Source organism: Lacticaseibacillus zeae subsp. silagei (assembly GCF_030770335.1).
Classification (GTDB): domain Bacteria; phylum Bacillota; class Bacilli; order Lactobacillales; family Lactobacillaceae; genus Lacticaseibacillus; species Lacticaseibacillus zeae.
On the sequence record NZ_CP132484.1, the window covers coordinates 976,575 to 1,000,143 of the forward strand.

General features: G+C 47.6%; 21 protein-coding genes and 1 pseudogene. 16 read left to right on the forward strand and 6 right to left on the reverse strand.

Going from position 1 to position 23,569, the window contains the following annotated elements; genetic code table 11:
- Positions 1-160 precede the first annotated feature (160 nt).
- From LACZS1_RS04675 to LACZS1_RS04690, 4 genes are all read right to left on the reverse strand, one after another.
- Complete coding sequence (locus tag LACZS1_RS04675; RefSeq protein WP_070650176.1) at positions 161-2,974, reverse strand: cation-translocating P-type ATPase; 2,814 nt, start codon at positions 2,972-2,974, stop codon at positions 161-163.
- A gap of 131 nt (positions 2,975-3,105) precedes the next feature.
- The gene (locus tag LACZS1_RS04680) at positions 3,106-3,750 is read right to left on the reverse strand and encodes a TetR/AcrR family transcriptional regulator (protein WP_070650175.1); all 645 of its coding nucleotides are present in this window, start codon (positions 3,748-3,750) and stop codon (positions 3,106-3,108) included.
- A 32-nt stretch (positions 3,751-3,782) separates the two neighbouring features.
- Positions 3,783-4,925 carry an ABC transporter permease gene (locus LACZS1_RS04685; protein ID WP_070650174.1) on the reverse strand — a complete coding sequence of 381 codons (1,143 nt, stop codon included), beginning with the start codon at positions 4,923-4,925 and terminating at the stop codon, positions 3,783-3,785.
- Positions 4,915-5,652, reverse strand: a complete 738-nt coding sequence (locus LACZS1_RS04690) for an ABC transporter ATP-binding protein (protein WP_070650173.1) — start codon at positions 5,650-5,652, stop codon at positions 4,915-4,917. The genes LACZS1_RS04685 and LACZS1_RS04690 overlap by 11 nt, the downstream gene beginning before the upstream one ends.
- Positions 5,653-5,848: 196 nt before the next feature.
- On the opposite strand from LACZS1_RS04690, the gene cdaA reads away from it, so the two are divergent.
- The 4 genes from cdaA to glmS all read left to right on the forward strand — a co-directional run bounded on the left by cdaA (position 5,849) and on the right by glmS (position 11,300).
- A complete protein-coding gene (gene cdaA / locus LACZS1_RS04695) occupies positions 5,849-6,706 on the forward strand; it encodes a diadenylate cyclase CdaA (RefSeq protein ID WP_010489262.1) in 858 nt (285 codons plus the stop codon).
- Complete coding sequence (locus tag LACZS1_RS04700) at positions 6,703-7,806, forward strand: CdaR family protein (RefSeq protein ID WP_070650172.1); 1,104 nt, start codon at positions 6,703-6,705, stop codon at positions 7,804-7,806. Before cdaA ends, LACZS1_RS04700 begins: the two co-directional genes overlap by 4 nt.
- A gap of 28 nt (positions 7,807-7,834) precedes the next feature.
- Complete coding sequence (gene glmM / locus LACZS1_RS04705; protein ID WP_047105842.1) at positions 7,835-9,199, forward strand: phosphoglucosamine mutase; 1,365 nt, start codon at positions 7,835-7,837, stop codon at positions 9,197-9,199.
- Positions 9,200-9,488: 289 nt separating this feature from the next.
- Positions 9,489-11,300 (forward strand): glutamine--fructose-6-phosphate transaminase (isomerizing), encoded by a 1,812-nt coding sequence (gene glmS / locus LACZS1_RS04710; protein WP_070650171.1) that lies wholly within the window; start codon positions 9,489-9,491, stop codon positions 11,298-11,300.
- A 138-nt stretch (positions 11,301-11,438) separates the two neighbouring features.
- Here the strand turns inward: glmS and LACZS1_RS04715 are convergent, their stop codons facing one another.
- Positions 11,439-13,244, reverse strand: coding sequence for a M3 family oligoendopeptidase (locus tag LACZS1_RS04715; protein WP_070650170.1), 1,806 nt, complete (start codon positions 13,242-13,244; stop codon positions 11,439-11,441).
- A 73-nt stretch (positions 13,245-13,317) separates the two neighbouring features.
- Here LACZS1_RS04715 and LACZS1_RS04720 point away from each other — a divergent pair.
- A pseudogene (locus LACZS1_RS04720) lies at positions 13,318-13,806 on the forward strand (VanZ family protein); the annotation flags it as partial.
- Positions 13,807-13,880: 74 nt separating this feature from the next.
- Here the strand turns inward: LACZS1_RS04720 and LACZS1_RS04725 are convergent.
- Positions 13,881-15,338, reverse strand: a complete 1,458-nt coding sequence (locus tag LACZS1_RS04725) for an ISNCY family transposase (protein ID WP_070650230.1) — start codon at positions 15,336-15,338, stop codon at positions 13,881-13,883.
- Positions 15,339-15,533: 195 nt separating this feature from the next.
- Here LACZS1_RS04725 and LACZS1_RS04730 point away from each other — a divergent pair, with 195 nt between their 5' ends.
- The 11 genes from LACZS1_RS04730 (at position 15,534) to LACZS1_RS04780 (ending at position 23,547) form a co-directional block, all read left to right on the forward strand.
- Positions 15,534-16,265 (forward strand): YebC/PmpR family DNA-binding transcriptional regulator, encoded by a 732-nt coding sequence (locus LACZS1_RS04730; RefSeq protein WP_010489256.1) that lies wholly within the window; start codon positions 15,534-15,536, stop codon positions 16,263-16,265.
- 126 nt (positions 16,266-16,391) lie between these two features.
- A complete protein-coding gene (locus tag LACZS1_RS04735) occupies positions 16,392-17,261 on the forward strand; it encodes an ATPase, T2SS/T4P/T4SS family (protein WP_047105847.1) in 870 nt (289 codons plus the stop codon).
- The gene (locus tag LACZS1_RS04740; RefSeq protein ID WP_070650641.1) at positions 17,258-18,214 is read left to right on the forward strand and encodes a type II secretion system F family protein; all 957 of its coding nucleotides are present in this window, start codon (positions 17,258-17,260) and stop codon (positions 18,212-18,214) included. Before LACZS1_RS04735 ends, LACZS1_RS04740 begins: the two co-directional genes overlap by 4 nt.
- Positions 18,215-18,216: 2 nt before the next feature.
- On the forward strand, positions 18,217-18,537 hold the full coding sequence (locus LACZS1_RS04745) for a type II secretion system protein (RefSeq protein ID WP_010489253.1): 321 nt from the start codon (positions 18,217-18,219) through the stop codon (positions 18,535-18,537).
- 20 nt (positions 18,538-18,557) lie between these two features.
- Positions 18,558-18,959 carry a type II secretion system protein gene (locus LACZS1_RS04750; RefSeq protein ID WP_231956431.1) on the forward strand — a complete coding sequence of 134 codons (402 nt, stop codon included), beginning with the start codon at positions 18,558-18,560 and terminating at the stop codon, positions 18,957-18,959.
- Positions 18,956-19,240, forward strand: coding sequence for a hypothetical protein (locus LACZS1_RS04755; protein ID WP_172493416.1), 285 nt, complete (start codon positions 18,956-18,958; stop codon positions 19,238-19,240). The genes LACZS1_RS04750 and LACZS1_RS04755 overlap by 4 nt, the downstream gene beginning before the upstream one ends.
- Positions 19,200-19,670 carry a competence protein ComGC gene (locus LACZS1_RS04760; protein ID WP_070650639.1) on the forward strand — a complete coding sequence of 157 codons (471 nt, stop codon included), beginning with the start codon at positions 19,200-19,202 and terminating at the stop codon, positions 19,668-19,670. Before LACZS1_RS04755 ends, LACZS1_RS04760 begins: the two co-directional genes overlap by 41 nt.
- Positions 19,667-19,981: a hypothetical protein gene (locus LACZS1_RS04765; protein WP_047105854.1), complete on the forward strand. Its 315-nt coding sequence runs from the start codon at positions 19,667-19,669 to the stop codon at positions 19,979-19,981. Before LACZS1_RS04760 ends, LACZS1_RS04765 begins: the two co-directional genes overlap by 4 nt.
- A 104-nt stretch (positions 19,982-20,085) precedes the next feature.
- Entirely contained in the window at positions 20,086-21,099 is a 1,014-nt protein-coding gene (locus LACZS1_RS04770; RefSeq protein WP_070650638.1) for a class I SAM-dependent methyltransferase, read from the forward strand.
- A gap of 339 nt (positions 21,100-21,438) precedes the next feature.
- Positions 21,439-21,894: a hypothetical protein gene (locus LACZS1_RS04775; RefSeq protein WP_010489248.1), complete on the forward strand. Its 456-nt coding sequence runs from the start codon at positions 21,439-21,441 to the stop codon at positions 21,892-21,894.
- 291 nt (positions 21,895-22,185) lie between these two features.
- Entirely contained in the window at positions 22,186-23,547 is a 1,362-nt protein-coding gene (locus LACZS1_RS04780) for an amino acid permease (protein ID WP_070650637.1), read from the forward strand.
- Positions 23,548-23,569: the final 22 nt, after the last annotated feature.

The window sequence follows — 23,569 nt, forward strand, 5'->3', positions numbered from 1 at the left end:
GCACCTGGCTTTTCCAATTAATCCGGTTTGTGAGGCAATGAGAGCACGTAGAGTCGTTGACGGATGACAAACAATGGCCAACTAGAAAAGGTCCAAAAGGCATATGCATCACATGTCTTCTGGACCTTTTTTAACTGACTTATAACACACGGGTATGCTGTTAACGGGTAACACTTGACGCACGGGCGGTAGCCGTGACTTTTTCACGCGATAAGCGCCGGCGATTAAGCCATTTGCGGCCTTCTTCGATTAGGAAGAGGGGAATTGGAATGATTGCCAGGAAAAGCCAGTCGGTGAGTGCTAACGGTCCGGTGTGGAACAAGTTCTGTAAGAATGGCGTGTAGCTAAGCAATGCTAACAGAAAGATTTCAAAGCCAATACCGAACCAGACCAAGTGATTGGTGAACAAGCCGACTTTAAAGACCGAAGCATTTTCGGTGCGGCAGTTCATAGCGGCAGCGATCTGGCAGAAGATGATCGCGGCAAGAGTCATGGTCGTGGCCATGACGTAGGTTGATCCGCTGGTTGCCAGGCCGCGTAATGGCCAGCCGTTTAGATGGTTGACGAAGAAGTAAGCGCCGCTGGAAATGATGGATGCAATTAAGCCATACCAGGCAAATGCCTTCCACAAAACAGTGCGGTTCATAAGGTGAGCATCACGTGCGCGTGGCGGTTTGTCCATAATGCCAGGCTCGGCTTTTTCCGACCCTAGTCCCAGCGCTGGCATCATATCGGTGCCGAGGTCGACAGTCAGAATTTGCATGACGGTCAACGGTAACGGGATGGCACCGCGCGAGAAGAGGAAGAGGGCAGATGGTACCGCTTCTGGTAGGTTGGAGTTCAAAATGTAAACCAAGAACTTTTGAATGTTGCTGTAAACGGTACGACCTTCTTCGATGGCGGCAACAATAGAGGCAAAATTGTCGTCGGTAAGAATCATGTCGGCAGCGTCTTTGGCGACATCAGTTCCGGTGACGCCCATCGCAACACCAATGTCTGCTTTTTTCAACGCAGGCGCATCGTTCACGCCGTCACCGGTGGAGGCAACGATTTCGCCCATCGCTTGTAACGTAGAAACGATTTTATATTTTTGCTCTGGCGCGACCCGGGCAAAAATAATTTCGCCTGCCAGTGCCTGTTTGAGTTCGTCTTGGCTCATGGCATCGAGTTCACTGCCGGTGACGACCCGCGCTTTGTCGGAGGTCAGGCCGATTTTAACGGCAATGGACTTCGCCGTTAGTGAGGAATCGCCAGTCACCATGATGATTTTGATGCTAGCGCGGTGGCATTTCTCGATGGCATCGTAAATTTCCGGACGTGGTGGATCGGACATGATGGCCAAGCCGACAAAGGTAAGTTTGGTTTCGGCCGTCTCAATCGTGAGGTTGTCGAGCTGACTTTGTTTATCAGCTTCTTGGGGAATTTCACGATAAGCGGTCGCAATTGAGCGAAGGCCTAGAGAAGCATACTTGCGGTTGGCGGCATCGATTGCTTCTTTGTCTGCTGCGGTTAAAGGCCGGACCTTGCCGTTTTCCTGAATGGTGTCGCAGTGCGGCAATAAGTCGCTAAGAGAGCCTTTGGTACAGATGGAAAGCGTGTGATCATCGTGCTGGTGGATGGTGGTCATCCGTTTCCGATCGGAGTCGAAGGGGAGCTCTTTAAGCCGCGGATATTTTTTAGTATAAGCATTAACGTCGATACCGGACTTTTGCGCCAGAATCACCAGTGATGCTTCGGTCGGTGTGCCAAGGATTTTCGGTCGGGCTTGGCCTTTTGCTGGTTCAACTTCGGTGTCGTTGTTGAATGCGACCAGACGAATAAGCAGATCCAGGTCAGGATTGCTGCCGTATTGAACCGGTTTGCCGTCTAACTCAATATGGCCATTATTGACATAGCCTTGGCCGCTCACGGTATAAGTATGTGACCGAGTCCAGATATGATCGACCGTCATCTGGTTTTGCGTCAGGGTGCCGGTTTTATCCGAGCAGATCACCGTTGTTTCACCCAACGTTTCAACACTGTTCAAGTCTTTTAGTAAAGCATGCTTCTTGGCCATGCGCTGCACGCCTTGAGCCAGCGAAAGTGTCACTGTCGGCAGTAAGCCTTCGGGGATGAAGGCGACGATCATGCCTAACGCGAAAATGAAGCTTTGGGCGACCGGATAGTGGACAAAGAAGATGGCGGCCACAAAGAAAAGAACGCCTAAGCTGATGGCAATGAGTGAAATCTGTTTGGTTAGACGATTAAGCTCTAATTGCAGCGGGCTTAGACTCCGCTTTTGTTGTTGGGTTAACGCGGCGATTCGCCCGAACTCGGTTTTCATGCCAGTCGCAAAAGCAATGGCCGTTGCGGTTCCGGCGCCAACCGTGGTGCCGGCATAGACAAGATTGGACTCAGCGAATTCGCCTTGGCCAGCGTTGTAGTCAACCTTTTTGGATTCGGGAACAGACTCACCAGTAAGGGCACTTTGGTCAACTTGGACAGAGGTGGCCTTGATCAGGCGGGCATCAACCGGTACTGCATTGCCTGCTTGTAGATTGAAAACGTCGCCCGGTACGATTTGGGTAGCATTGACCTGTTGCAGTTTGCCATCACGGTAGACCTGCGTATAGGTCGGCAACATTTTCATGAGTGAGTCCGTTGCCTTTTGAGCTTCATGTTCCTGCCAATAACTGAAAATACCATTAATAACGTTGACCAGCCAGATGGCAATGCCTAGCTCCAGGGTGCCGGATAGGATTGCAACAAACCCGCTTACCCATAACAGAATCGCCATCACACTGGTAAAGTTTTTCAGAAAGACTAGCAACTGCGACTTTTGCTTTTCGCGGGTGATTGTGTTTTCACCATATTTAGCAAGGCGGGCAGCTGCTTCTTTTTGACTTAATCCAGTTGACGTTGTGTGCAAGTCGTCCAGTAAATCCGCAACCGATTCAGTTGCAAACTTGCGCCGCGTCTCCTTTTCACTTTTCATGACTCAGACATGGCTCCTTTTATTAAGACGTTTAACCTCATTCTAACGTTCTGCCGGATGTAAAAACACCCAAAACTGTCGAATTTAGGTGATTAAAATTTAGCGATTTATAGCTGGTATATCTGGTCTTATCATGTTTGTAACCCCCGCTCAAGAAACGCCACTGCCTCGGAAACCGCAGTCTCAAGATCAAAACTAGATTGCATCCCCAAGACAACTGGCAACAGGTAACTTAAAATGGTACCAAAAATATAGCGAAGGATGCGCGTCAGTGGCCAGTCAACGAGCGCACCTTCCTGTTGATAGACGGCGAGTAAGTGGATGGCCTTGTCCATGAATTGCTTTTGAAACTTTTCCGCCAGTGCATGGCTTAGCGCCGCATCTTGCAAAAGAGTGGCGGCCAGTATTCTTAGCTGTGCCTGATTGGCAATGGCAAAGGCCATCCGATTATGCACGATGAAGGTTAGAAAAGTATGCAGATCAGGTAGGTGTTGCTCACCGATTTCATGAATGAACTCAGTGAATGCGCTCGGGATAACGTGTTGAATCATGGGCGCCAATAACGCTTGGCGGATGCTTTCTTTGGTTTTGAACTGCTTATAAACTGTTCCTTCGCTAACGCCTGCCAGGTGGGCGATATCTTTTGTGCTGGTACGATCAAATCCTTTTTCCGAAAAAAGGCTCAGACTTGCTTTCAAAACTGCTTGTTGCTTGGCTGACAACTGGCTTTCAGCAAGCGATGAGGAGAATAGATCCGTCAGATTATGCGGCTGCACGATCGTTCACTTCCTTCTTTAGTCAGATTTGTTTAAACCTGTCGATAATGCCGCATGGTGACAAGATTCAGGCTTAAAAATAGTAAGAAGAAGCCTAGGAGGGCAATGACGTCCGGATACAACACACTTAATGACTGGCCTTTTGCAATAATGCCGGTTAACGCATCGGCACCGTAATAAAGCGGCATTAAGCGGGCAATCGGTTGCAGCCAGCCGAGCATTTGATTCACAGGAATCAGCCCGGTAAAGAAAATTTGCGGGACGACGACCAATGGGATGAACTGGAGCATTTGAAATTCCGTATTGGCAAACGTTGAAATCAGTAGGCCAAGCGAAAGCGCCGTGATTGCCAGTAATAAGTTGATTAGAAAAATTGCGGCAATGCTTCCGAGAATTTGGATTTTAAAGACGAACAAGGCATAGCCGACAATCAAGATTGTTTGAATCACCGCAAAAATGCCATAGCCCAATAAATAGCCACTAATAATTTCTCCTCGCCGCACAGGAGTTGCCAGTAATCGGTCAAGCGTTCCGGTTGTGCGTTCACGTAATAGCGCGATGCCGGAAATCAAGAAAACAAAGAAGAAAACGATGAAGCCAATCAGAATCGGCAGTAAGGTGTCAAAATAAGTCGAATTAGCCGATCCGTAACGATAATAAGTTGCGATTCTGTAGTGAGTGGCAGTTGATGCCGGTTGAGACCCTGCTACCTGTGCAGTTCCACGCGTGGAATGTTGTAACGCTGATGCCAGTTTTTGTAAAGCGGTTGCTTGATTTTTAATCGTAGTAGCTGCTGCCTGCATTTTAAGCTTGATGGTTGCTGCCTGTAAGCCCTGTTTCAAGAGGGCACTTTTTCCTTGATCGGCATTGGCGAGTAATAGTGTCAGTTTGTTGCCTTTCTGAGTCAGGATGCCAGCATAATCGTGATCTTTGATGAGCATGGTCGGATCTTCTTTGCCGACATGGTGGAGCCGGATTCGATCCGTATCCAGGTCCCGAACCACAGATGTATCCACACCGCGCACGCCTAAGTCAGCTTTTGTATTTGTGTTGGATTGGAAAAGAAAAAAGATTAACGTCATGATAAACAACGGCGCAATGAACATCAGTGCCAGTGTCCGTTTATCGCGAATCATTTCTTTGAAAATACGACTGATTAATGCATTAACGCGCATCTTGCTGCCTCCCTGCGGCCAAAAAGACCGCTTCGATCGAATCTGTATGATAGTTTGCTTTAAGCTGGTCAGGCGTGCCTTGGGCGATGGCGTTTCCGTTGCGGATCATCATGAGCACATCGGCTTCTTCGGCGTCAGCCATGACATGGGTTGTTAAAATAATCGCGACACCCTGATCGCTTGCCAATCGGTGCAATTCATGCCAGATTTTGCGGCGTAACTCAGGATCAATGCCGATAGTCGGTTCATCCAGAATCAGAAGTGGCGGTTTGCTGATCAACGCGATGGCAAGTGATAGTCGTCGTTTCATGCCGCCGGAGTAGGTTCTGACGCTTTGATCGAGGGCAGATTGCAAGTCAACAACATGCGCAGCGTAGCGCAATTGCTCGGTCATTTGTGTCTGCTTGACGCCTTGCATTTTGGCAAAAAAAGTTAAATTTTCAGCGCCGGTCAAGCTTTCGTAAAGGGCGTCAGTTTGGGCCATGAACCCGATCCGCGCTAAAAGCAATCGATCAGGGACAGGTTGATTAAAAACCAGTACCTGACCGGATTGGGGGCGTATCATGCCCATAATGCTACGGATCAAGGTTGTTTTGCCCGCACCGCTTGGACCGATTAAAGCCAGGATCTGCCCACGATTTAAGGAGAGATCAATGTCGCTAAGGACGATTTTTTGACCGTAACCTTGCTGCAGGGCGGTCACTTTGACAACTGGTTGTATTGACATATTTTAGCCGCTTTCTTTTAGAATATAGTGAGTACTCACTCACTTGCTATTATCACGACTTCTGTCGAAAAAGCAAGCTTATTTTTCCGCGGTCAACGCCGCAGCACCGCTTCATTCGGTTCAGCGCCCGCCGTTTAGGCATCTCGTGGTATAATTATTCAGAAGTTTGATTTCAAACCACAATGGAGGAACGCGGATGCGCACCTATCTCGCAAATTTATTAACTTGGTCCACCCTTATTAATCTGGTTGACATCCTCGTCGTCTGGTACGTCATTTATCGTTTGATCATGCTGGTTCGCGGTACCAAAGCCGTGCAGCTGCTTAAAGGTGTTTTTGTCATTGCGGCCATCAAGATTATTTCCTGGTTTTTGCAACTCAAAACGGTTGGCTACCTGACAGATTTGGTCATTACCTGGAGTGTGCCGGCGCTGGTCATTATTTTTCAACCGGAAATTCGCCGCGGTCTAGAGCATCTTGGACGTGGATCGTTGATTTTCCGCTCAAACAATAACCAACATGAAGCCGAAACGCGTATGGTCAAAGAGCTGGATAAGGCGATTCAGTACATGAGCAAACGCCGCATCGGTGCTCTGATTACCATTCAAAAAAATACCGGCCTTGAGGATTACATCGAGACTGGTATTCCACTGGATGCGGATATTAGTGGCGAGTTGTTGATCAACATTTTTATTCCTAACACGCCGTTGCATGACGGGGCGGTCATCATTCGCAACAATCGAATTGCGGTGGCCGCGGCTTATTTGCCGTTGTCGGACAGTAACCTGATTCCCAAGGAACTGGGTACCCGTCATCGGGCAGCTGTCGGGATCAGTGAAGTGACCGATGCCTTGACGATTGTTGTGTCTGAGGAAACCGGTGAAGTCACGATTACGAACAATAATAATTTGATTCGCAACCTGACGCGTGAGGATTACATGAAGTTCTTGACGGCTCAGTTGGTACCAAAAGAAGAGGCGCCCAATCCAAATCCGGTTGTCAGTTTCTTTTCGCGGCTTTTTAGTCAACGCAAAAAGAAGGAGGGCAAGCAATGAATCGCTTATGGGATAAGCCATGGGTTAATCGGTTGTTAGCCTTGCTTCTCGCGATCGGGTTGTTCGCTTATGTCAACGTTGAGAGTATCAACAATACGCGGCAGAATGCCAACGATGATACAACCTTGGTAGCGAACAAGACTCAGACCGTGAAAGTACCGTTGCAGGTTAACGCCAATACCGACAAGTATTTCATCACTGGGTACCCATCAAAAGTATCGGTTGCACTGACAGGAACGGCTTCTTTAGTGACCATGACCGCCAATACCCAGAATTTTCGGGTGGTTGCTGATTTAACCAATTTAGGTGTCGGCAAGCATCGCGTCCATTTGAAGGCGGAAGGCTTGAACAAGGATTTAAGCTACTCGATTTCGCCTAAATCGGTGACTGTCGACATCCAGGTGCGGGACAATAAGACCATGCCGATTCAGGTTCGCTATAATAAGGCCAGTATTGCTTCCGGTTATGCGGCAGGTGACCCTAAGCTTTCGGCGCGAACCGTTGAAGTGACGGGTGCACGCTCCGTGATCGATTCGATTGCCCAGGTCGTTGCCAATGTCTCGTTGGCGCACAATACCCGCAAGACCGTTGACCAGGAGGTGCTATTGCAAGCGTTGGATGATAATGGCAATACTATGAATGTGGTGCTGTCACCGCAAACCGTGCACGTGACATTGCCGATTTCTCAACCCAGTAAAAAAGTAAATATCGAGTTGAAGCAAACCGGTAATGCGGCGAGCGGGCATACGTACGCCTTGTCGTCAGACACAAAACAGGTTACCGTATATGGAGACCAGCAAAGTCTGGATAAGTTGAGCAAGTTAACTGTTCCGGTTGATGTCAGTGGCATTACGTCGACAACCACGCGAACTTTTAATGTGACAGATCTCAACGACAGTATTTCTGCGGCTGATCCGAAAACCATTAAGGTGACGGTAAGTGTTGGCAACACAGGGACTGGTAATGGTGGTGGTAATGATAACGATGATGTGGGCACCAATGCTAACGCTGGCACGTCAACCGCTTCATCGAATTCATCCAGTGCCAGTAGTTCTCAATCAAGTTCATCAAGCGAAAGCACATCAGCAAGTGAAAAATAACCACTGGAAGAAATGAGGAAAAAATAAGATGACAAAGTATTTTGGTACCGATGGTGTTCGTGGCATTGCTAATAAGGAACTGAGTCCGGAAATGGCGTTTCGACTCGGGCGTACGGGTGGCTATGTGCTGACTCAGCACAAAGAGGATGCCAGTCATCGGCCACTGGTTCTGGTAGCGCGCGATACCCGGATTTCCGGTCAGATGTTAGCAGATGCTTTGATTGCCGGATTACTGTCGGTTGGCATTGAAGTGCTGGATCTTGGCGTTATCACAACACCGGCAGTTGCTTACCTAATTAAAATCCAAGGGGCCGATGCCGGAATTCAGATTTCGGCTTCACATAATCCGGTTGCCGACAATGGTATCAAGTTCTTTGGCGCAGACGGTTACAAGCTTTCTGACGAAACGGAAGAAGAAATTGAAGCTTTGTTAGATGCACCGGAAGATAACCTGCCGCGTCCGGCTGCAGAGGGACTGGGAACCGTTGACGATTATCCTGAAGGTGCGCTCAAGTATACGCAATTTTTGGAGCAGACACTCTCGGATGACTTAAGTGGCATTCATGTTTGTTTAGACGGTGCTAATGGTGCTACCAGTGGTTTGGTTAGCCGGATTTTTGCCGATCTTGACACAGACTTCGATACGATGGCCACCAGCCCGGACGGCTTAAATATCAACGCCGACGTAGGTTCAACGCATCCGCAAGCGTTGGCCAAGTTTGTCGTTGAAAAAGGTGCCGATGTCGGCCTGGCCTTTGACGGCGACGGTGATCGCTGCATTGCCGTTGATGAAGAAGGCAACATTGTCGATGGCGATAAGATCATGTTCATTCTAGGCAGCTATATGAAGTCACAGGGCCGCCTGAAACAAGATACGGTTGTGACCACAGTGATGAGCAACCTCGGCTTGTATAAGGCGCTTGAAGCCAATGGTATGAAGTCTGTTCAGACCGCGGTTGGTGACCGGCATGTGGTTGAAGCCATGCGTAAAGACGGTTATAACATCGGTGGTGAACAATCCGGCCACATCATTTTGTTTGATTATCACAACACCGGCGATGGCATGTTGACTGGCATCCACTTGCTGAACGTCATGAAAAAGACGGGCAAGAAGTTATCCGAGCTGGCAGCCCCGGTTCAGGATTATCCTCAGAAGCTGGTTAACGTTAAAGTTGCCGATAAAGAAAACTGGCAAGCCTATCCGGAAATTCAAGAAGCTATCGATACGGTTGAAAAAGAAATGGCTGGCGATGGCCGCGTGCTCGTGCGTCCTTCCGGTACGGAACCACTGCTGCGGGTGATGGCAGAAGCCAAAACCGAAGACCTGGTATCGCGTTATGTCGACCAGATCGTTGCAGTCGTTAAGCGCGAAATGGGCAGTCCAAAAGATTAATATTTGTCAAGTTACATGGTAGTTTGGTCTAAGAAGCCGCTGAGCAAAATTTCAGTGGCTTTTTTAATGCTTTTTTATGGAAAATATGGGGTGATCAAACCTTGAATTGTCTAAGTTGAGCGCGTTTTCGCAAAAAGATATAGACCAATATTCTTACGAAAAGTATACCATTGAAAATTTGGTATTGACACACGGCCACTTAAAACATATAGTTAGCTTTGTTTTTAGCGATACCAATAAAAAAATATGTCTAAACCAATTTGTAGACATTAGGAAAAGGATGTTGACTATGTGTGGAATCGTTGGTGTTATCGGTAAGAAAAATGCAACCCAAATCTTGCTTAAAGGGCTCGAAAAGCTGGAATATCGGGGGTATGATTCAGCTGGCATTTATGTAAACGATCAAGCCGGTCATGACCATCTGATCAAGCGGGTTGGCCATATTTCTAATTTGGAAAAAGCAGTGACACCGGATGTTCAGGGCGTCATGGGGATTGGTCATACACGCTGGGCAACAAATGGCGGACCGACCGAAGCCAATGCACATCCGCAGGTTTCTAATGACGAACGCTTCTATCTGGTGCATAACGGGGTTGTGACCAACGCCAATGACCTGAAGCAGCAATACCTTCAAGACATCGAACTGCATAGTGACACAGATACTGAAGTTGTGGTACAGCTAATTGCCTTGTTTGCCCGTCAAGGCCTGTCTGCCAAAGAGGCGTTGCGCAAGACATTGAAGTTAATTCAAGGCTCATACGCTTTTTCCATGGTTGATCGCCTGGATCCAACCGTGCTGTATGTGGCTAAGAACAAGAGCCCGCTTTTGATCGGTCGGGGCAAGGGCTTCAACGTTGTGGCTTCCGATGCGTTGGCTATGCTGAGCGAAACCGACCAATTTGTTGAACTCAAGGATCAGGAAATTGTGACGCTGACGGCTGATGCCATTCACATCGAAACACTTGATGGCAAAGTCGAAGAACGTAAGCCATTTACGGTTAAAGTTGATGACGGTGAGGTTTCCAAAGGCACGTACCCATTCTTCATGCTCAAGGAAATTGACGAGCAGCCAATTGTAATGCGCCGTTTGGTTGAAAAATATACCGATGATCAACATCATGTGGTGATTCCAGAAGACCTGATGGAGGCTTTACAGCAAGCCGATCGTCTATATATTGTTGCAGCCGGCACCAGTTATCATGCCGGGTTAGTCGGTGCCCCGTTGTTTGAACAGCTGGCAGGCATCCCGGCTGAAGTGCACGTTGCTTCGGAGTTTGCTTATCATCAGCCGTTATTGTCCAAGCATCCGCTGTTTATTTTCCTAACCCAAAGCGGCGAGACAGCTGATATTCGTCAGGTGTTGGTTGAAGTTAAGAAGCAAGGTTATCAGACGCTCACCATTACCAATGTCGGCAGTTCAACGCTTGCCCGTGAAGCAACATTTACCTTGTTGCTGCATGGTGGTCCGGAAATTGCGGTTGCCTCGACCAAAGCCTACACCGCCCAAATTGCTGTTGAAGCATTGGTTGCCAAAGCCGTTGGGGAAGCCAAGGGTCTGCAAGCAGCTAAGGAATTTGACGTCATCCACCAATTGGGTTTGGCAGCGACTGGCCAGCAAGCTTTGATTGATCAAAAAGATCGCATCCACGAACTGGCGACGGATATGTTCAAAACTACGCGCAATGCCTTTTACATCGGGCGCGGCGGCGATTATTATGCAAGCCTGGAAGCAGCGTTGAAACTCAAGGAAATCAGTTATGTTCAGGCAGAAGGTTTTGCTGCTGGTGAGTTAAAACACGGTACCATTGCCTTGATCGAAAAGGATACGCCGGTTGTCGCCATCATTTCCGATCCGCTCACAGCTGCGCGCACACGCAGTAATGCCGATGAAGTTCAGGCCCGTGGTGCTAAAGTCTTGCACATTGCGATGGCCAGTCAGGCACAAAAAGGTGACCAGATTATTGTGGACGACATCGATCCATTGCTGGCACCGCTTGTTACCATCATTCCGGCGCAATTGCTGGCATACTTCACAAGTGCCGATCGCGGCTATGACGTTGATCGTCCGCGTAACTTGGCAAAGTCTGTCACAGTTGAATAAGGTTGGGTGTTGACGGAAAAGTTAATGTTGATCTTAAAATGATGGGATAGCCCCACGAAAAAGCCTGTTTGCTAGCATTTTAGCAAACAGGCTTTTTGTCTCATCAGAATCTTTCCACTAAGAAGAAATGGGCAGCAATTATTTTAAGTAGTCCTCGCTCAACTGCATAAACTGTTGCGCATCCTTGGCGGCTAGGTCAATGCCTTGCTGCCAAAATGCCGGTTGCGTCAAATCAACACCGAGATGCTTTTTGGCCAGTTCCTCTGTCGACATGTTGGCCGTATCCCGCAGCAGCGCGATGTAATCATCTTCAAAGTTTGCGGTTTGTTGCGCCTTGGCGTAAATACCGCTAGAGAACAGGTAGCCAAATGTATACGGGAAGTTATAGAACGGCGGATTGTCAAAATAGAAGTGTAGTTTGTCCGCCCAGTACATTGGGTCAAATGAACTCAAACCGTCAGCGTAAGCTTTTTGCTGGGCTTCGGTCATCAGTTCCTTTAGGCGCGGCACGCTGACAATGCCGTGTTCCCGCTCTTGATAGAAGCTGTCTTCAAACAGGAAGCGGGCGTGAATGTTCAGCAGCATAGCTATTGGATTGGTCATTTTGGCATCAAGCAGGTTAAGCTTTTCTGCGGGATCGGTGGCGGCTTTGACCGTCGCATCGGCCACGATTAATTCAGCGAATGTCGAAGCAGTTTCGGCAACGTTCATGGCGTAGTCTTGACGCAGAACCGGCATGTCTTTCAAAATATCACTGTGGAAGGCGTGGCCTAGTTCGTGGGCGATGGTTGAAACGCCAGATGCCGAGCCATCAAAAGTCATGAAAATTCGGCTTTCTTTCACATCCGGTACACTGGTCATATAGCCACCGGCGCGTTTACCCGGCCGATCTTCAGCTTCAATCCAACCGTTTTCGAAGGCGTGTTTCGCGAATGCGGCCATTTTTGGTGAGAATTTAGCAAAATTGCTGACAATGAATTCGGCTGCTTCGTCAAAGGTATAGGTTTTTGGCTTGAAATCGCCAACGATGACCGGCGCCCACTGATCATGCCAAGTCATGGTTGGCTGGCCGGTTAGCTGGGCCTTGCGGGTGAGGTAGGCGGCAAATGGGGCCTTATTCGCGCTGATGGTGTGCCACATTTGATCCAATGTGGCCCGTTGCATGCGGTTGTATTGAAGCGGTTTGTAAAGATAATCCGGATAATGATGCAAGCGGTAATCAGTTAACCGAAATCCAGCAATGTGATTGAGCGTTTCGGCAAACAAACTGGCATGATCGTTCCAGACGTGTTCCCAAACGTTGAAAACGTCCCGCCGCACTTTAGGATCAGGCGCGCCTTCAAACTTGTTTTGCGTCTGGCCGGCACTCAGCTCGGTTGTTTTTCCGTTTTCAACAACCGGAAACTTAAGACTGCCGCTTAAAGTGGTGTAATGGTCACTCCAGCCGGTGTACCCATCAACTGCCAGGTCATTGATCATGGTTTCAGTTTGGTCATCAAGCAGGTCCTTGGCTTGGTCACGCATTTCAGCGAGCCCGAAGCGACTTTCCGCTAAACTGCCTGTTGCGGTCAGTTGATCGAACGCGGCTTGTGGCATGGCAGCTAATTTCTTGGCAAGCGGATTATTAATGTTTTGAAAACGCGTCTCGAGCGTGGTGAGCCGACCTTGTAATGGGCCGGTTTTTAAATTGGTCGTATCGGCGCTGGCAATCATTTCAACAAAGCTGCCCGTGGTGCCTAGGCCTTTGCTGATATCTTCAAACAGTTGCCAAAAAGTTTTGAAATCGGTAAACTCAGGAGCGTCATCGCTAGGCGACCAAGCAGCCACCTGGGTTTCCAGTTGCGGCAGTTCGTCGGCTACCTGTTGGATTCGGGCGGCAAGTTGTGGTGAGTCGATGCCACCGGGGAAGATTGAATCGAGATTCCAGTTAATTGGGTAAGACATATCAGCACTTCCTTTCGAAATACGTTTATTATACAGTAGATGAGAAAATTATGAGTGAAAGTAGGGCAAGTTTGTGCATTCTTTTAAACGTCATTGGGGACTTTGGTTAACCGCAGTACTTTTATTTATTTTATTTGTGAGCTCAAGTATGACTTACAAGGAGCAGACAACCGTGCCGCTCATGGAACGGCTGTTGCAAAGTGAACCGTTTAAACCATTTCTGAGCACGATTCACTTTGATTATGCCGGAGAAACGCAATCGGTAGCAGAGGTGGGGTACTTTAAATTTGTCGAGTTCTTCATTCGCAAAGGCGCACATGTCACGATCTTTTTCCTTTTGGGACTGGGTTTAACCCAAGGAACATTTATGTATCAAAAGAATCGGTGGCTTCACTGGCCACTGGTGACGTTGAGTTGTACCGGCATTGCCGCGTTTGATGAATTCCACCAGATGTTAACAGGCGGCCGGACCCCGTTGTTTCAGGATGTGATGTTGGACACAGTGGCAGCAGCCATTGCCGTGACCGTGATGTGGGGATGGCTGTGGTGGCGGAAGCGACGTGTCAAGCGATTTTCGACTTTGACAGTAAATTCCATAAAACATGCGTCCGAAAACTGGACGCGAGATGATCCTGATTAGACTTGAATCGCTTGTGAATTCTTGTATGGATATCGTTCGGCGACCAACTGTTTAACCCTTGTACTGTTAATGCCAAGAGAATCAAGGTAATCGCGATAGTTAGCACGGCGCCACGGATGCGTAATTGCCGGGATTTTCTTGGTTCGTTTAGGAGTTGGTGCCGCGGCTGGCGTAAGATCGAATTTAGCTGACATGAACTGTTCTTTTGGCACACAGAAAAGGTCGTACACCTGGTCGTCATCAGTGGTCATATAAAGTCTGCCAGTGAAGCTTTTGATGACTAAGACCTTTGTATGCGGCGGTAAGTAAACCAATTCGCCATTTCGATGTGGCAGATAGCGCTTGTTGTCAAAGCGAACACAGTGTCCGTGGCCGATGCTGCGTTCATTGGCAATGATCAAAATATTGTCAATTTCCTTGGGTGTTAGTTGCTTATCAAACACCGACATGCTACTTTTGATGGTAGATGCGAAGCGGTCATTGTAACGCTTGATAAAGCCGACCAAAAACCGATTGGCATCTGCGATTGTGGTGATGTTATGCAACCGCAGTTCACTTGTGAGCCGATCTTGAAAAGTCTCCAGAAGACGTTCTATGCGGCCTTTGGCTTGCGGAATACTGGTGACCGAAAGTTCTGTTCCAAGTGTCTGGCAGGCATAACCGAAACGTGTGAGAGGGTTCTCGGTCGAAGGTGAGCCCTCTTTTTTGTTGCTATTAAACACGGTGCGCCGATCCGTTAGGAATTCTGCTGGAGCGCCATAATCGCGAAGGACTTGGGCAAACACGTGATAATAGCCGCTGAGTGTTTCCTGTTTGGCAAAGTAGCCGCCGACAACGTTCCCGGACTGATCATCAATGGCTGCGTGTAAGGTGGTTTTTTGAGTACCAAACCAATACTCCCATGAAGCATCCATTTGTACCTGTTCACCAGAATAATGTTTCCGAGGACGTTCTGGATGGGCTTTGATGTTTTCAACGACTTCGATGGCTGACAAGGTGGCTTCATCACGTTTGGATAGGAGCTTGGCCTTCTTTTCTTTTTCTTTTAACTCACGCTTGACCCGACGCTTGGTGGCTTTATGGGCTTTGGGTGACAGAATGTGGTGGTGTCTGAATAAGAGCCGAAGTGAGGATTCGGAGATAGCGATTTGTTCGGCAGTGGTTAAGAACTCGTGGAAATGAGCGATGTTGAAACCGGCATACTTGTTGGTGTACAGATGAATGATCCGACGTTCGAGTTGCGCGTTGCGTTTGTTGGCAGGCTCACGGCCGGCATTACCATGGATAAAGCCGTCTTTGCCTTGTTGCTTGTAAAGCTTGATCAGTCGGTAGATGGTTCGTTCGGAGCGCTTGAGCTTAACGGCTGCGCGTTGCACGGAGGTCTTACCATTGACCACTGCTTTGATGACTCGGTAACGTTCTTCTTCTTTCATTGTTAAGACAACCTTCTTCATGTGATTCCTCCTAGATGTATCTTCTAAGAGGTTACAGTTTTTGTGACACTTTGGCTAACTGCTTACTTAAGACAATATCGCTTGCGGTCGACAGGGGATGGCTGTGGTGGCGGAAGCGACGTTGAATAACGGTTCATTCTTTGCTATAATTTTAACGATCCGTATGCATCTATACTTATGAAAAGAGGGTTTATCATGTCAGGACATTCCAAATGGCATAACATCCAAGGCCGTAAGAACGCTCAGGATGCTAAGCGTGGTAAGATTTTCCAGAAATTATCACGTGAATTATACATGGCAGCAAAGCAAGGTGGTCCTGACCCCAGTGGTAACCCATCCCTCCGTTTGGTCATGGACAAAGCCAAAGCTGCCAACATGCCTAAAGACAACATCAAACGGGCGTTAGATAAAGCGAGTGATCGCGATGCAGCTAATTATGATGAAGTGACTTATGAAGGCTATGGTCCGGGTGGCGTTGCGATTTTAGTTGAAGCGTTGACCGATAATCGCAACCGGACGTCCAGTTCTGTGCGGGTTGCGATTACCCGTCATGGTGGCAATATGGCGGCAGCCGGTGCGGTTTCCTATATGTTCGATCGCAAGGGCTATCTGGTTATTTCCCGCGAAGATTTTGACGTTGACGAAGATCAGATGCTGGAAGATGCACTTGAAGCCGGCGCTGAAGACATGCAGACGTCGGATGAAGCCTATGAAATTTATACCGACCCTAAAGAATTCGCGCAGGTTCGTGATGCGTTAGAAGAAAAGGGTTATAAATTCGTTCAAAATGAATTAACCATGGTGCCGCAAAATCTGACACCGATTCCTAAGGACAAAGTTGAACAATTCCAAGCAATGATTGACCAACTGGAAGACGATGACGATGTTCAGGAAGTCTATACAGCTGGCGACTGGCCAGATGACTAATTGATTTATTAAAACATGGTTGAAAAGGCAATGCAGATGCGTTGTCTTTTTTATTTTGCCCAAAAATCGGCTGCAAAAGGAGTTTCCCCGTGAATTGCGAACTCTTTTAGTGTAGGGGGGAAAGGCATGCAATCAGTGAATGAATTGTTGACGAGTGCGTTAGCAAAAGGCGCCAGTGATATCTATTATTTGCCGAGTGCACAGGGGTATCTTGTTCGACTTCGACTACCTACAGGACTGATGACACTGGCAAAACGGGAGGCGCGCTTAGGTCAACAGGAGATTAATTATTTGAAGTTCATGGCGGGGATGAACGTGGCAGAACATCGGCGCGTTCAATTGGGTGCGTTCTATCAAGAAGAGCCGTCTGTTTTTCTGCGACTGAGTTCGGTAGCGGACTATCGCGGCCGCGAATCGTTGGTCGTGCGGTTAATCAGCGGCATTCCCGATGCAGACGGTGCCCGGCAACTCTTGGATCGGTTGATGAGCGTCTTGTTGCAGCGGCGCGGGATGTTGACGCTGGCCGGGCCAACCGGATCAGGTAAAACAACGCTACTTTATCAATTAGCCACGCGATTGGCTGAGTCGCGAATGGTGTTGTCGATAGAAGATCCTGTTGAAATCAATCAACCTCAATTTCTTCAGCTTCAGGTGAATCCGGAAGCAGAAATGAGTTACCCTCAGCTGCTAAAGGCGGCCTTGCGTCATCGTCCGGATGTTTTACTGATCGGGGAAATTCGTGATCGGCAAACCGCACAAAGCGCCTGTGAAGCAGCCATTAGCGGTCATATTGTATTGGCGACGGTTCATGCACGCTCAGCCGGTGATACGCCTTTGCGGTTAACGAGTTTCGGCCTATCTGAAGCGTTGGTTGCGGCTGCGTTGACTGCCAGTGCGGCAATTGCGTTGCGCTATCGTCCGGTGATTCATCCGGTGGCAGAACTAGTTGTTTTTGAACGCTCGTCGCAAAGCCAAGCACAAGAGGTGGTTTCATGAAGGTGCCGTTAATTGCCCAAGAGCGTTTTTGTCGCCAGAGTGCCGCGTTAATCACGGCTGGTTTCAGTTTGCCGGATGTTTTCGCATACTTGCGCGTCAGTGCGCCAAAGTATCGGGTTGTTTGGGAACGAATTGAAGCGGAACTGGCTAACGGAATTGCATTTTCAGAAGCGGTGGCGCACCAAGAGCTGGCACTCATCCTTTTTCAACAGTTACAGTTGGCACAGATTCACGGTGATTTGGCTAAGGCGCTAACAGTAGCAGGTGATTATCTTGGCTTACGCGTGCGCAATCGGCAGAAAATGACCCAACTGCTTGTTTATCCGTGTCTATTATTGGCCATGTTGATGGTTTTACAGGTTGTCGTTGTGTTTGGCGTACTGCCGGCCTTGTCTTTGCCGAGATCAGAATTAGTCGCGGTTCAGTTAGGCGGTCTTGCTGTGCTGATCGGACTTGGTGTGGTGATTTATTTGGTCTGGCGCCGCTTAACGCCACTTAAGCGACTCTTGGTTCTACAAAAAGTGCCAGGGATGCGGCAGGTTCTGCGAATGTATTATCAGTTTCAATTTACTGCCGGAGCGGCTCAATTTTTGTTGGCGGGGGCTGATATTTCCGATTTTTGTCGGCATTTAGCAACTTTGGAGGGACCACTTGGAAATTTAGGTAGTCGGATTCAGGCGAAAGTTCAACGAGGGCAAGAATTAACCGAGGCCCTTCAAGAACCTTTTGTCCCAGATGAAGTGGCGCGTTTATTAACGATGGGACAGTCACGGCATCTGGTGGCGGAAGGCCTCAAACTATTCGGAGAGCAACTATTTTTTAATTTGCAGCGCCAATTGGAGAAATTAGTTAATTTGATCCAACCGCTTTTGTTTTTGTTAATCGGCGGCGAGATTTTACTGGTTTATTTGCAGATCTTATTGCCACTCTACCAATCATTAGGAGGTGTTTGAACATGCGACGGAAAAAGTTACGGGCGTTCACGCTCATCGAAGTCGTAGCAGCTTTAGGTGTGATTATTTTGTTAACGTTGGCATTGGTCTTGACGATTCAAGGACAGATGAAACGTGTCGATACGCAAAATTTGAAGGCCACGGTTGCGACCGTCAATACTCAGTTGGAAATGACTTACAACGAGCCTGATCAAGGTGGCGTTGATTTTAGCTCCCCTGATCAATTGGTCAAAAAAGACGTGATTTCGCAAAGTCAGGCTGATGCGCTTAAGAAAGGCGGTTATAAACTAACATCCGGTTCACCGCCAAAATTCACTAAATGAAACGGGTAAGTGGCTTTACCATGATTGAGGTCGTTGCGGTGATGTTTATTTTGACGGCATTAGCTTTGGTAGCGGTGCCGGTTGGACGAGGGGCCCTGACGCATCGACAGGAGCGGGAGTTTATGGAAAGGATCGTTGAGGAATGGGAAATGTTAAAGATGAAGGCAAGGAGTGATCACGTGGATGGTAATCTTCACGTTGAAGGCTCTGAAAGGCGAGTCAAGTTTACAACAATAAACGGTACAATTAAGATTCTTCAGTTTCCGCCTTCTTTGGAATTTGATGGGGATGCAACGTTGGTTTGTAATCACAGAGGGAAAATTAAGCAAGGAGGTTCGTTAAATTTTAAGCACAAGGGCAAACTTAGCTGGTTAGTAAGTTTTCAACTGGGATGGGGGCGAACCGTATTCACCAAAAAATGAGGGGAGTTTTACTAGTCGAACACTTAGCCGCACTTGGGGTAGTTTTACTTGCAGCTAGTTGGTTAACGTTATTAATCCGAACCTATCAAAAACTGGTCATTCCCGCCCGACAAGAAACAACAGCCTATTATGCGGCTCGGGTTGCGTTGGTTCGACTGCCATCACCGGGAGGGAAAACAGAAGTTAAGGTGGGTCCCGATGTTTGGCAAGTTGAGGTGCACTCCAAGGAGGTCATTGTTCATGCTGACAATAAAAACAAGACTTTCTCATTTATGCCTTGAAGCTTTTAGTTTGATTGAAGTCGTTGTCGGATTGGGGTTGATGATGGTGATCTTGTTGCTTTGGCAACCACTCTTAACTGGCATTCAACGGTTTACTCGTCAAGATCAATACTTGATTCACGCTTTAAGAGCAGAACAGGATCTACAAGCGGACATACGCTCTCATAAAATGAAAGACGTAAAAGTGAAAGAAAGTAGCGTGATACTCCAAGGACAAAGTGGTGCCAAAACTAAGACATATACCTTCGAATTTTATGCTAAACGTGGAAGCGAAGGTATGATTCGTACTAGATCCAATTTCGATGGTCACGTGCCTTTATTTATGCAGATTAAGTCAGCAAAGTTTCAAGCTGCTCCACAGGGCTTCTTGTATACTTTACGACTAAAGTCAGCCCAACCATTCGAAGGTGGGGTGTTTTTGGAGCCATGAAGCTTCGTGGGAGTGTGTTTGTCAACACGTTGATTTTATTTGCTGTTTTTCTAACCCTGACTGTTGGCTTGTTCGAACAGTTCAAACTATGGCAGCAGCGATATCAAGTGATCGCAAAAGTCGAAAAAGCTCAATTTGAAGCGGCATATTCACGTTGGAGGCAACAAGGCGAAGCCAAGAGTCAGACGACGGAAGAGGCATCCACTGATAAAACTGTGCCATCGAGTGACACCACTGAATCAAATTCATCAACAAACGAAGCGTCACAACCTTCAGAAATCAAGGCTTCCAAGGTAGAGATGCTTGAATAAGCTTTTGCCAATCAGTACACTGGTAGACAAGGCGTCAGCCAAGGTCATGAAAAATATCCTGTGAGGACGCGGGTTGACTGACAGAGTAACGAGGAGGCACTGGTTTGGCAAACGAACATCTTGAAAAGCTTTACCATGTTTTAGATGACAGCACGACAATCTTGAATCAACAGCTGAAAACATCTTTTATTGCGGCGATTACCGAAGCCGGAGAGGATCTTGACTCAGGTGAGGTGATGCAGGAAGATGGTTTGCCTAATGATGAGGCAAAAAAGAAGCTAACCGCGCTGTTTGATCAAATTAAGCTGGCTACCTACGAGCCGGAAGAAATTCGTCAGGCGTTACAGTTGGTTTTGGTGAAAGCTATTAAAGTCGATGGGATTGAGCCGAACAAACAAATAACGCCGGACGCGATGGCTAGTCTTGCGACGTTTATGATCACCATCTTTATTCAACAACATCCTGATCAACTGCGGGTTGCTGATTTGGCTGTTGGCACCGGAAATTTGTTGTTTGCGGTTATGAATCAGCTTCACAAAGCCTGGAATGTCGAAGTCAAAGGCTTTGGCGTTGATAATGATGAGGCGTTGCTGGCAGTAGCAGGAATGAGTAGCAGTCTTCAACGCTTAGACGTTGATTTATTTCATCAAGATGCTTTGGACAATCTTTTGTTTAAAGATGCTGACGTGGTGGTTTCAGATTTGCCAGTGGGCTATTACCCGATTGATGAACGCGCTAAAAAGTTTGCGACTGCCACCAAGAAAGGCCATTCTTATGCGCATCACCTGTTAATTGAGCAAAGCATGAACGTCCTGAAGCCGGGCGGATTAGGCTTGTTTTATGTGCCTAGTCAGGTGTTTCGCTCTAAAGAGGCGGAAGGCTTAACCAAATGGCTGGCAAAGGCCATGTATTTTCAGGGCTTGTTAAACTTGCCAGATGACTTTTTTGCTGATAAGAATGCGGAAAAGAGCCTATTGATTTTGCAGAAACCAAGTCCTGACGTCAAACGTGCTAAGCAAGTCTTACTTGGGCAGTTTCCGGACCTCAACGATCGCGACGCATTTGCGGCCTTCATTGCTAAGGTCAAGGACTGGGCTGCAGCCAATATTGTGTTGTAGATAACGTTGCATCAGAAGCGTTAGCGTCAGCGGCTTTTGCTTCGGTGGGGCACATCCACACAGAAGTACTGTCATATTTCATGAAACCAAACAGGCACTGGAGACTTAGCATCGCGTCTCCAGTGCCTGTTTGGTTTTCTTTGCTGCCCTCATAAACGCGTTCACTGGGCCAGAAACCTGCGTGTAAGGACCTCAGACGCAATGGCCAAGACCGGGCCATCACGCCTGAGACCACTTACACTCCGGTTTCTAACCGGGCCTGCTCACGCTCTGCGAGTGGGTTCCTGCTTTTTTGCGCGCAATCGGTTAGAATAAGTTATCACCAACAGGAGGGCCTTTATGTCGTTATTAAGTATTGCGTATGTTTTAATTGCTATTGTTTCGGTCGGTGTCACCATTTTTGATATTGTGCATGTGCGGATCCGTGCAACGCCAAAAGTCTGGCGGATCATTTTTTATCTGGCGATCGCCGCTTTTAGTCTGGTTTTAACGTTGCAACAAAGTCGCCATTTTGACGATTTGGTCAGCGGTGGATTCATCGTGGTCATGTTTCTTTGCTTTGCAAGCTGGCAAAAAGGCTTGGCGGATCCTGCTATTATTGGTGGTTTGGGCAGTATTCGGATGTATCAAAATCTGAGTGGGCTTGTTTTGCAGGCACAAGGCACCGGGACGCTTTTATTAGCGCAAATGGGGCAGGTGACTGTCTTAAGATTGCACTTCCGCCAAGCACCGCAAACCCTTCAAAGCTTCCTGGTAGATAAAATGACGCCCGAACAAATTAAGATTGTCGATTAGTGGTTGGTTTGGGGTTTTCTGAAAATGGTGTATAATTTTTCTAATACGGACATTCGTTAAACGATATGTACCATTCCTGATAATGACATGATATTGCTGTGATGAACTGGTTGAAAGCACCTGTCAGTATTTGTTGCCGTGTACAATGACATAACAGCGGTCGTATTGTCATATTCGAATTTAACATCCAAACTTTTAAATTTGTCGAATCAAAAACATTTGGTTAAGAAGTCGGTTTTTTTTACTGTCTTCTTAGTTGACCCGGGTCATTTATATTTAAGGAGGAAGCGCATGCCAGCTGAAAAAGATGATCAACCTGAACTCGCACGGAATTTGAAAAGTCGCCATGTTCAACTGATTGCGATTGGGGGCACCATTGGAACTGGTTTGTTTCTGGGTTCCGGTCAATCTATTCACTCGGCCGGTCCTTCGATTTTGTTTGCTTATTTAATAACTGGTGGCATTTGTTTCTTGTTGATGCGGGCATTGGGCGAGTTATTGATGTCTGATGTGGATTCGCACACATTTATTGACTTTATTACCAAGTTTTTGGGTAAAGATGCCGGCTGGGTCACAGGCTGGACTTACTGGATTTGCTGGGTCGCGCTGGCAATGGCCGAAGTGACTGCCATCGGCTTATACATTAAGTTTTGGTTGCCTGACGTTCCGCAGTGGTTGCCGGGCTTAATTGCATTAGCTGTCTTGCTGTTACTGAATTTGGTTAGCGTCGGGCTTTTTGGCGAAGCGGAGTTCTGGTTTGCGTTGATCAAAATTGTCGCGATTATCGGTCTCATTGTTCTGGGCATTTTCATGATGATTGTTCATTTCAAAACGCCGCTCGGCCATGCGAGTCTGGCTAATCTTGTCAATGATGGGGGCCTTTTCCCCAAAGGGTTCGGCGGCTTTTTAATGTCACTGCAAATGGTTGTGTTTAGTTTTGTCGGGATCGAAATGGTCGGATTGACGGCAAGTGAGACAAAGGATCCACATAAAGTGATTCCTGAGGCCATTAACGAAATTCCGATGCGGATTCTGTTGTTTTACGTAGGCGCGCTATTTGTCATCATGTGTATTTATCCGTGGCGGCATGTTTCGCCGGTTAACAGCCCCTTTGTTGAAGTTTTCAATAATGTGGGTATTCCATTTGCTGCGGATATCATCAATTTTGTTGTGTTAACTGCCGCAGCTTCGGCATGTAATTCGTCTATTTTCAGTACTGGTCGGCTACTTTTCTCATTGACGGTCACCGGTAAAAGTCAATCAGCGCAATGGGCGGCCAAATTGTCACGGCGGCAGGTGCCGGCTCGGGCTATTTTAATTTCAACCGCCGTCATTGCGGTAGCGGTTGTTTTGAATCTTTTCTTGCCTGGTGCGGTTTTCACGTTAGTTTCAAGTATGGCCACGATCAGTTTTCTGTTCGTTTGGGCGATGATCATGTTGGCGCATTTGCGGTATAAAAAGTTATATCCACATAAAGCCGGCTTTCGGATGCCGTTCTATCCATTTTCGGATTATCTTGTTTTAGGCTTTCTCCTCCTGACGGCTGTTATCATGGTGTTCGATCGGGCCATGCTATCTGCACTGATCTTTGCGGTGGTCTGGATTGTGACGCTCTTTATCTTACGTCGATTACGCCGCGCTGCAAAAAGCTAGCGAACATCGCTGAATCATGACA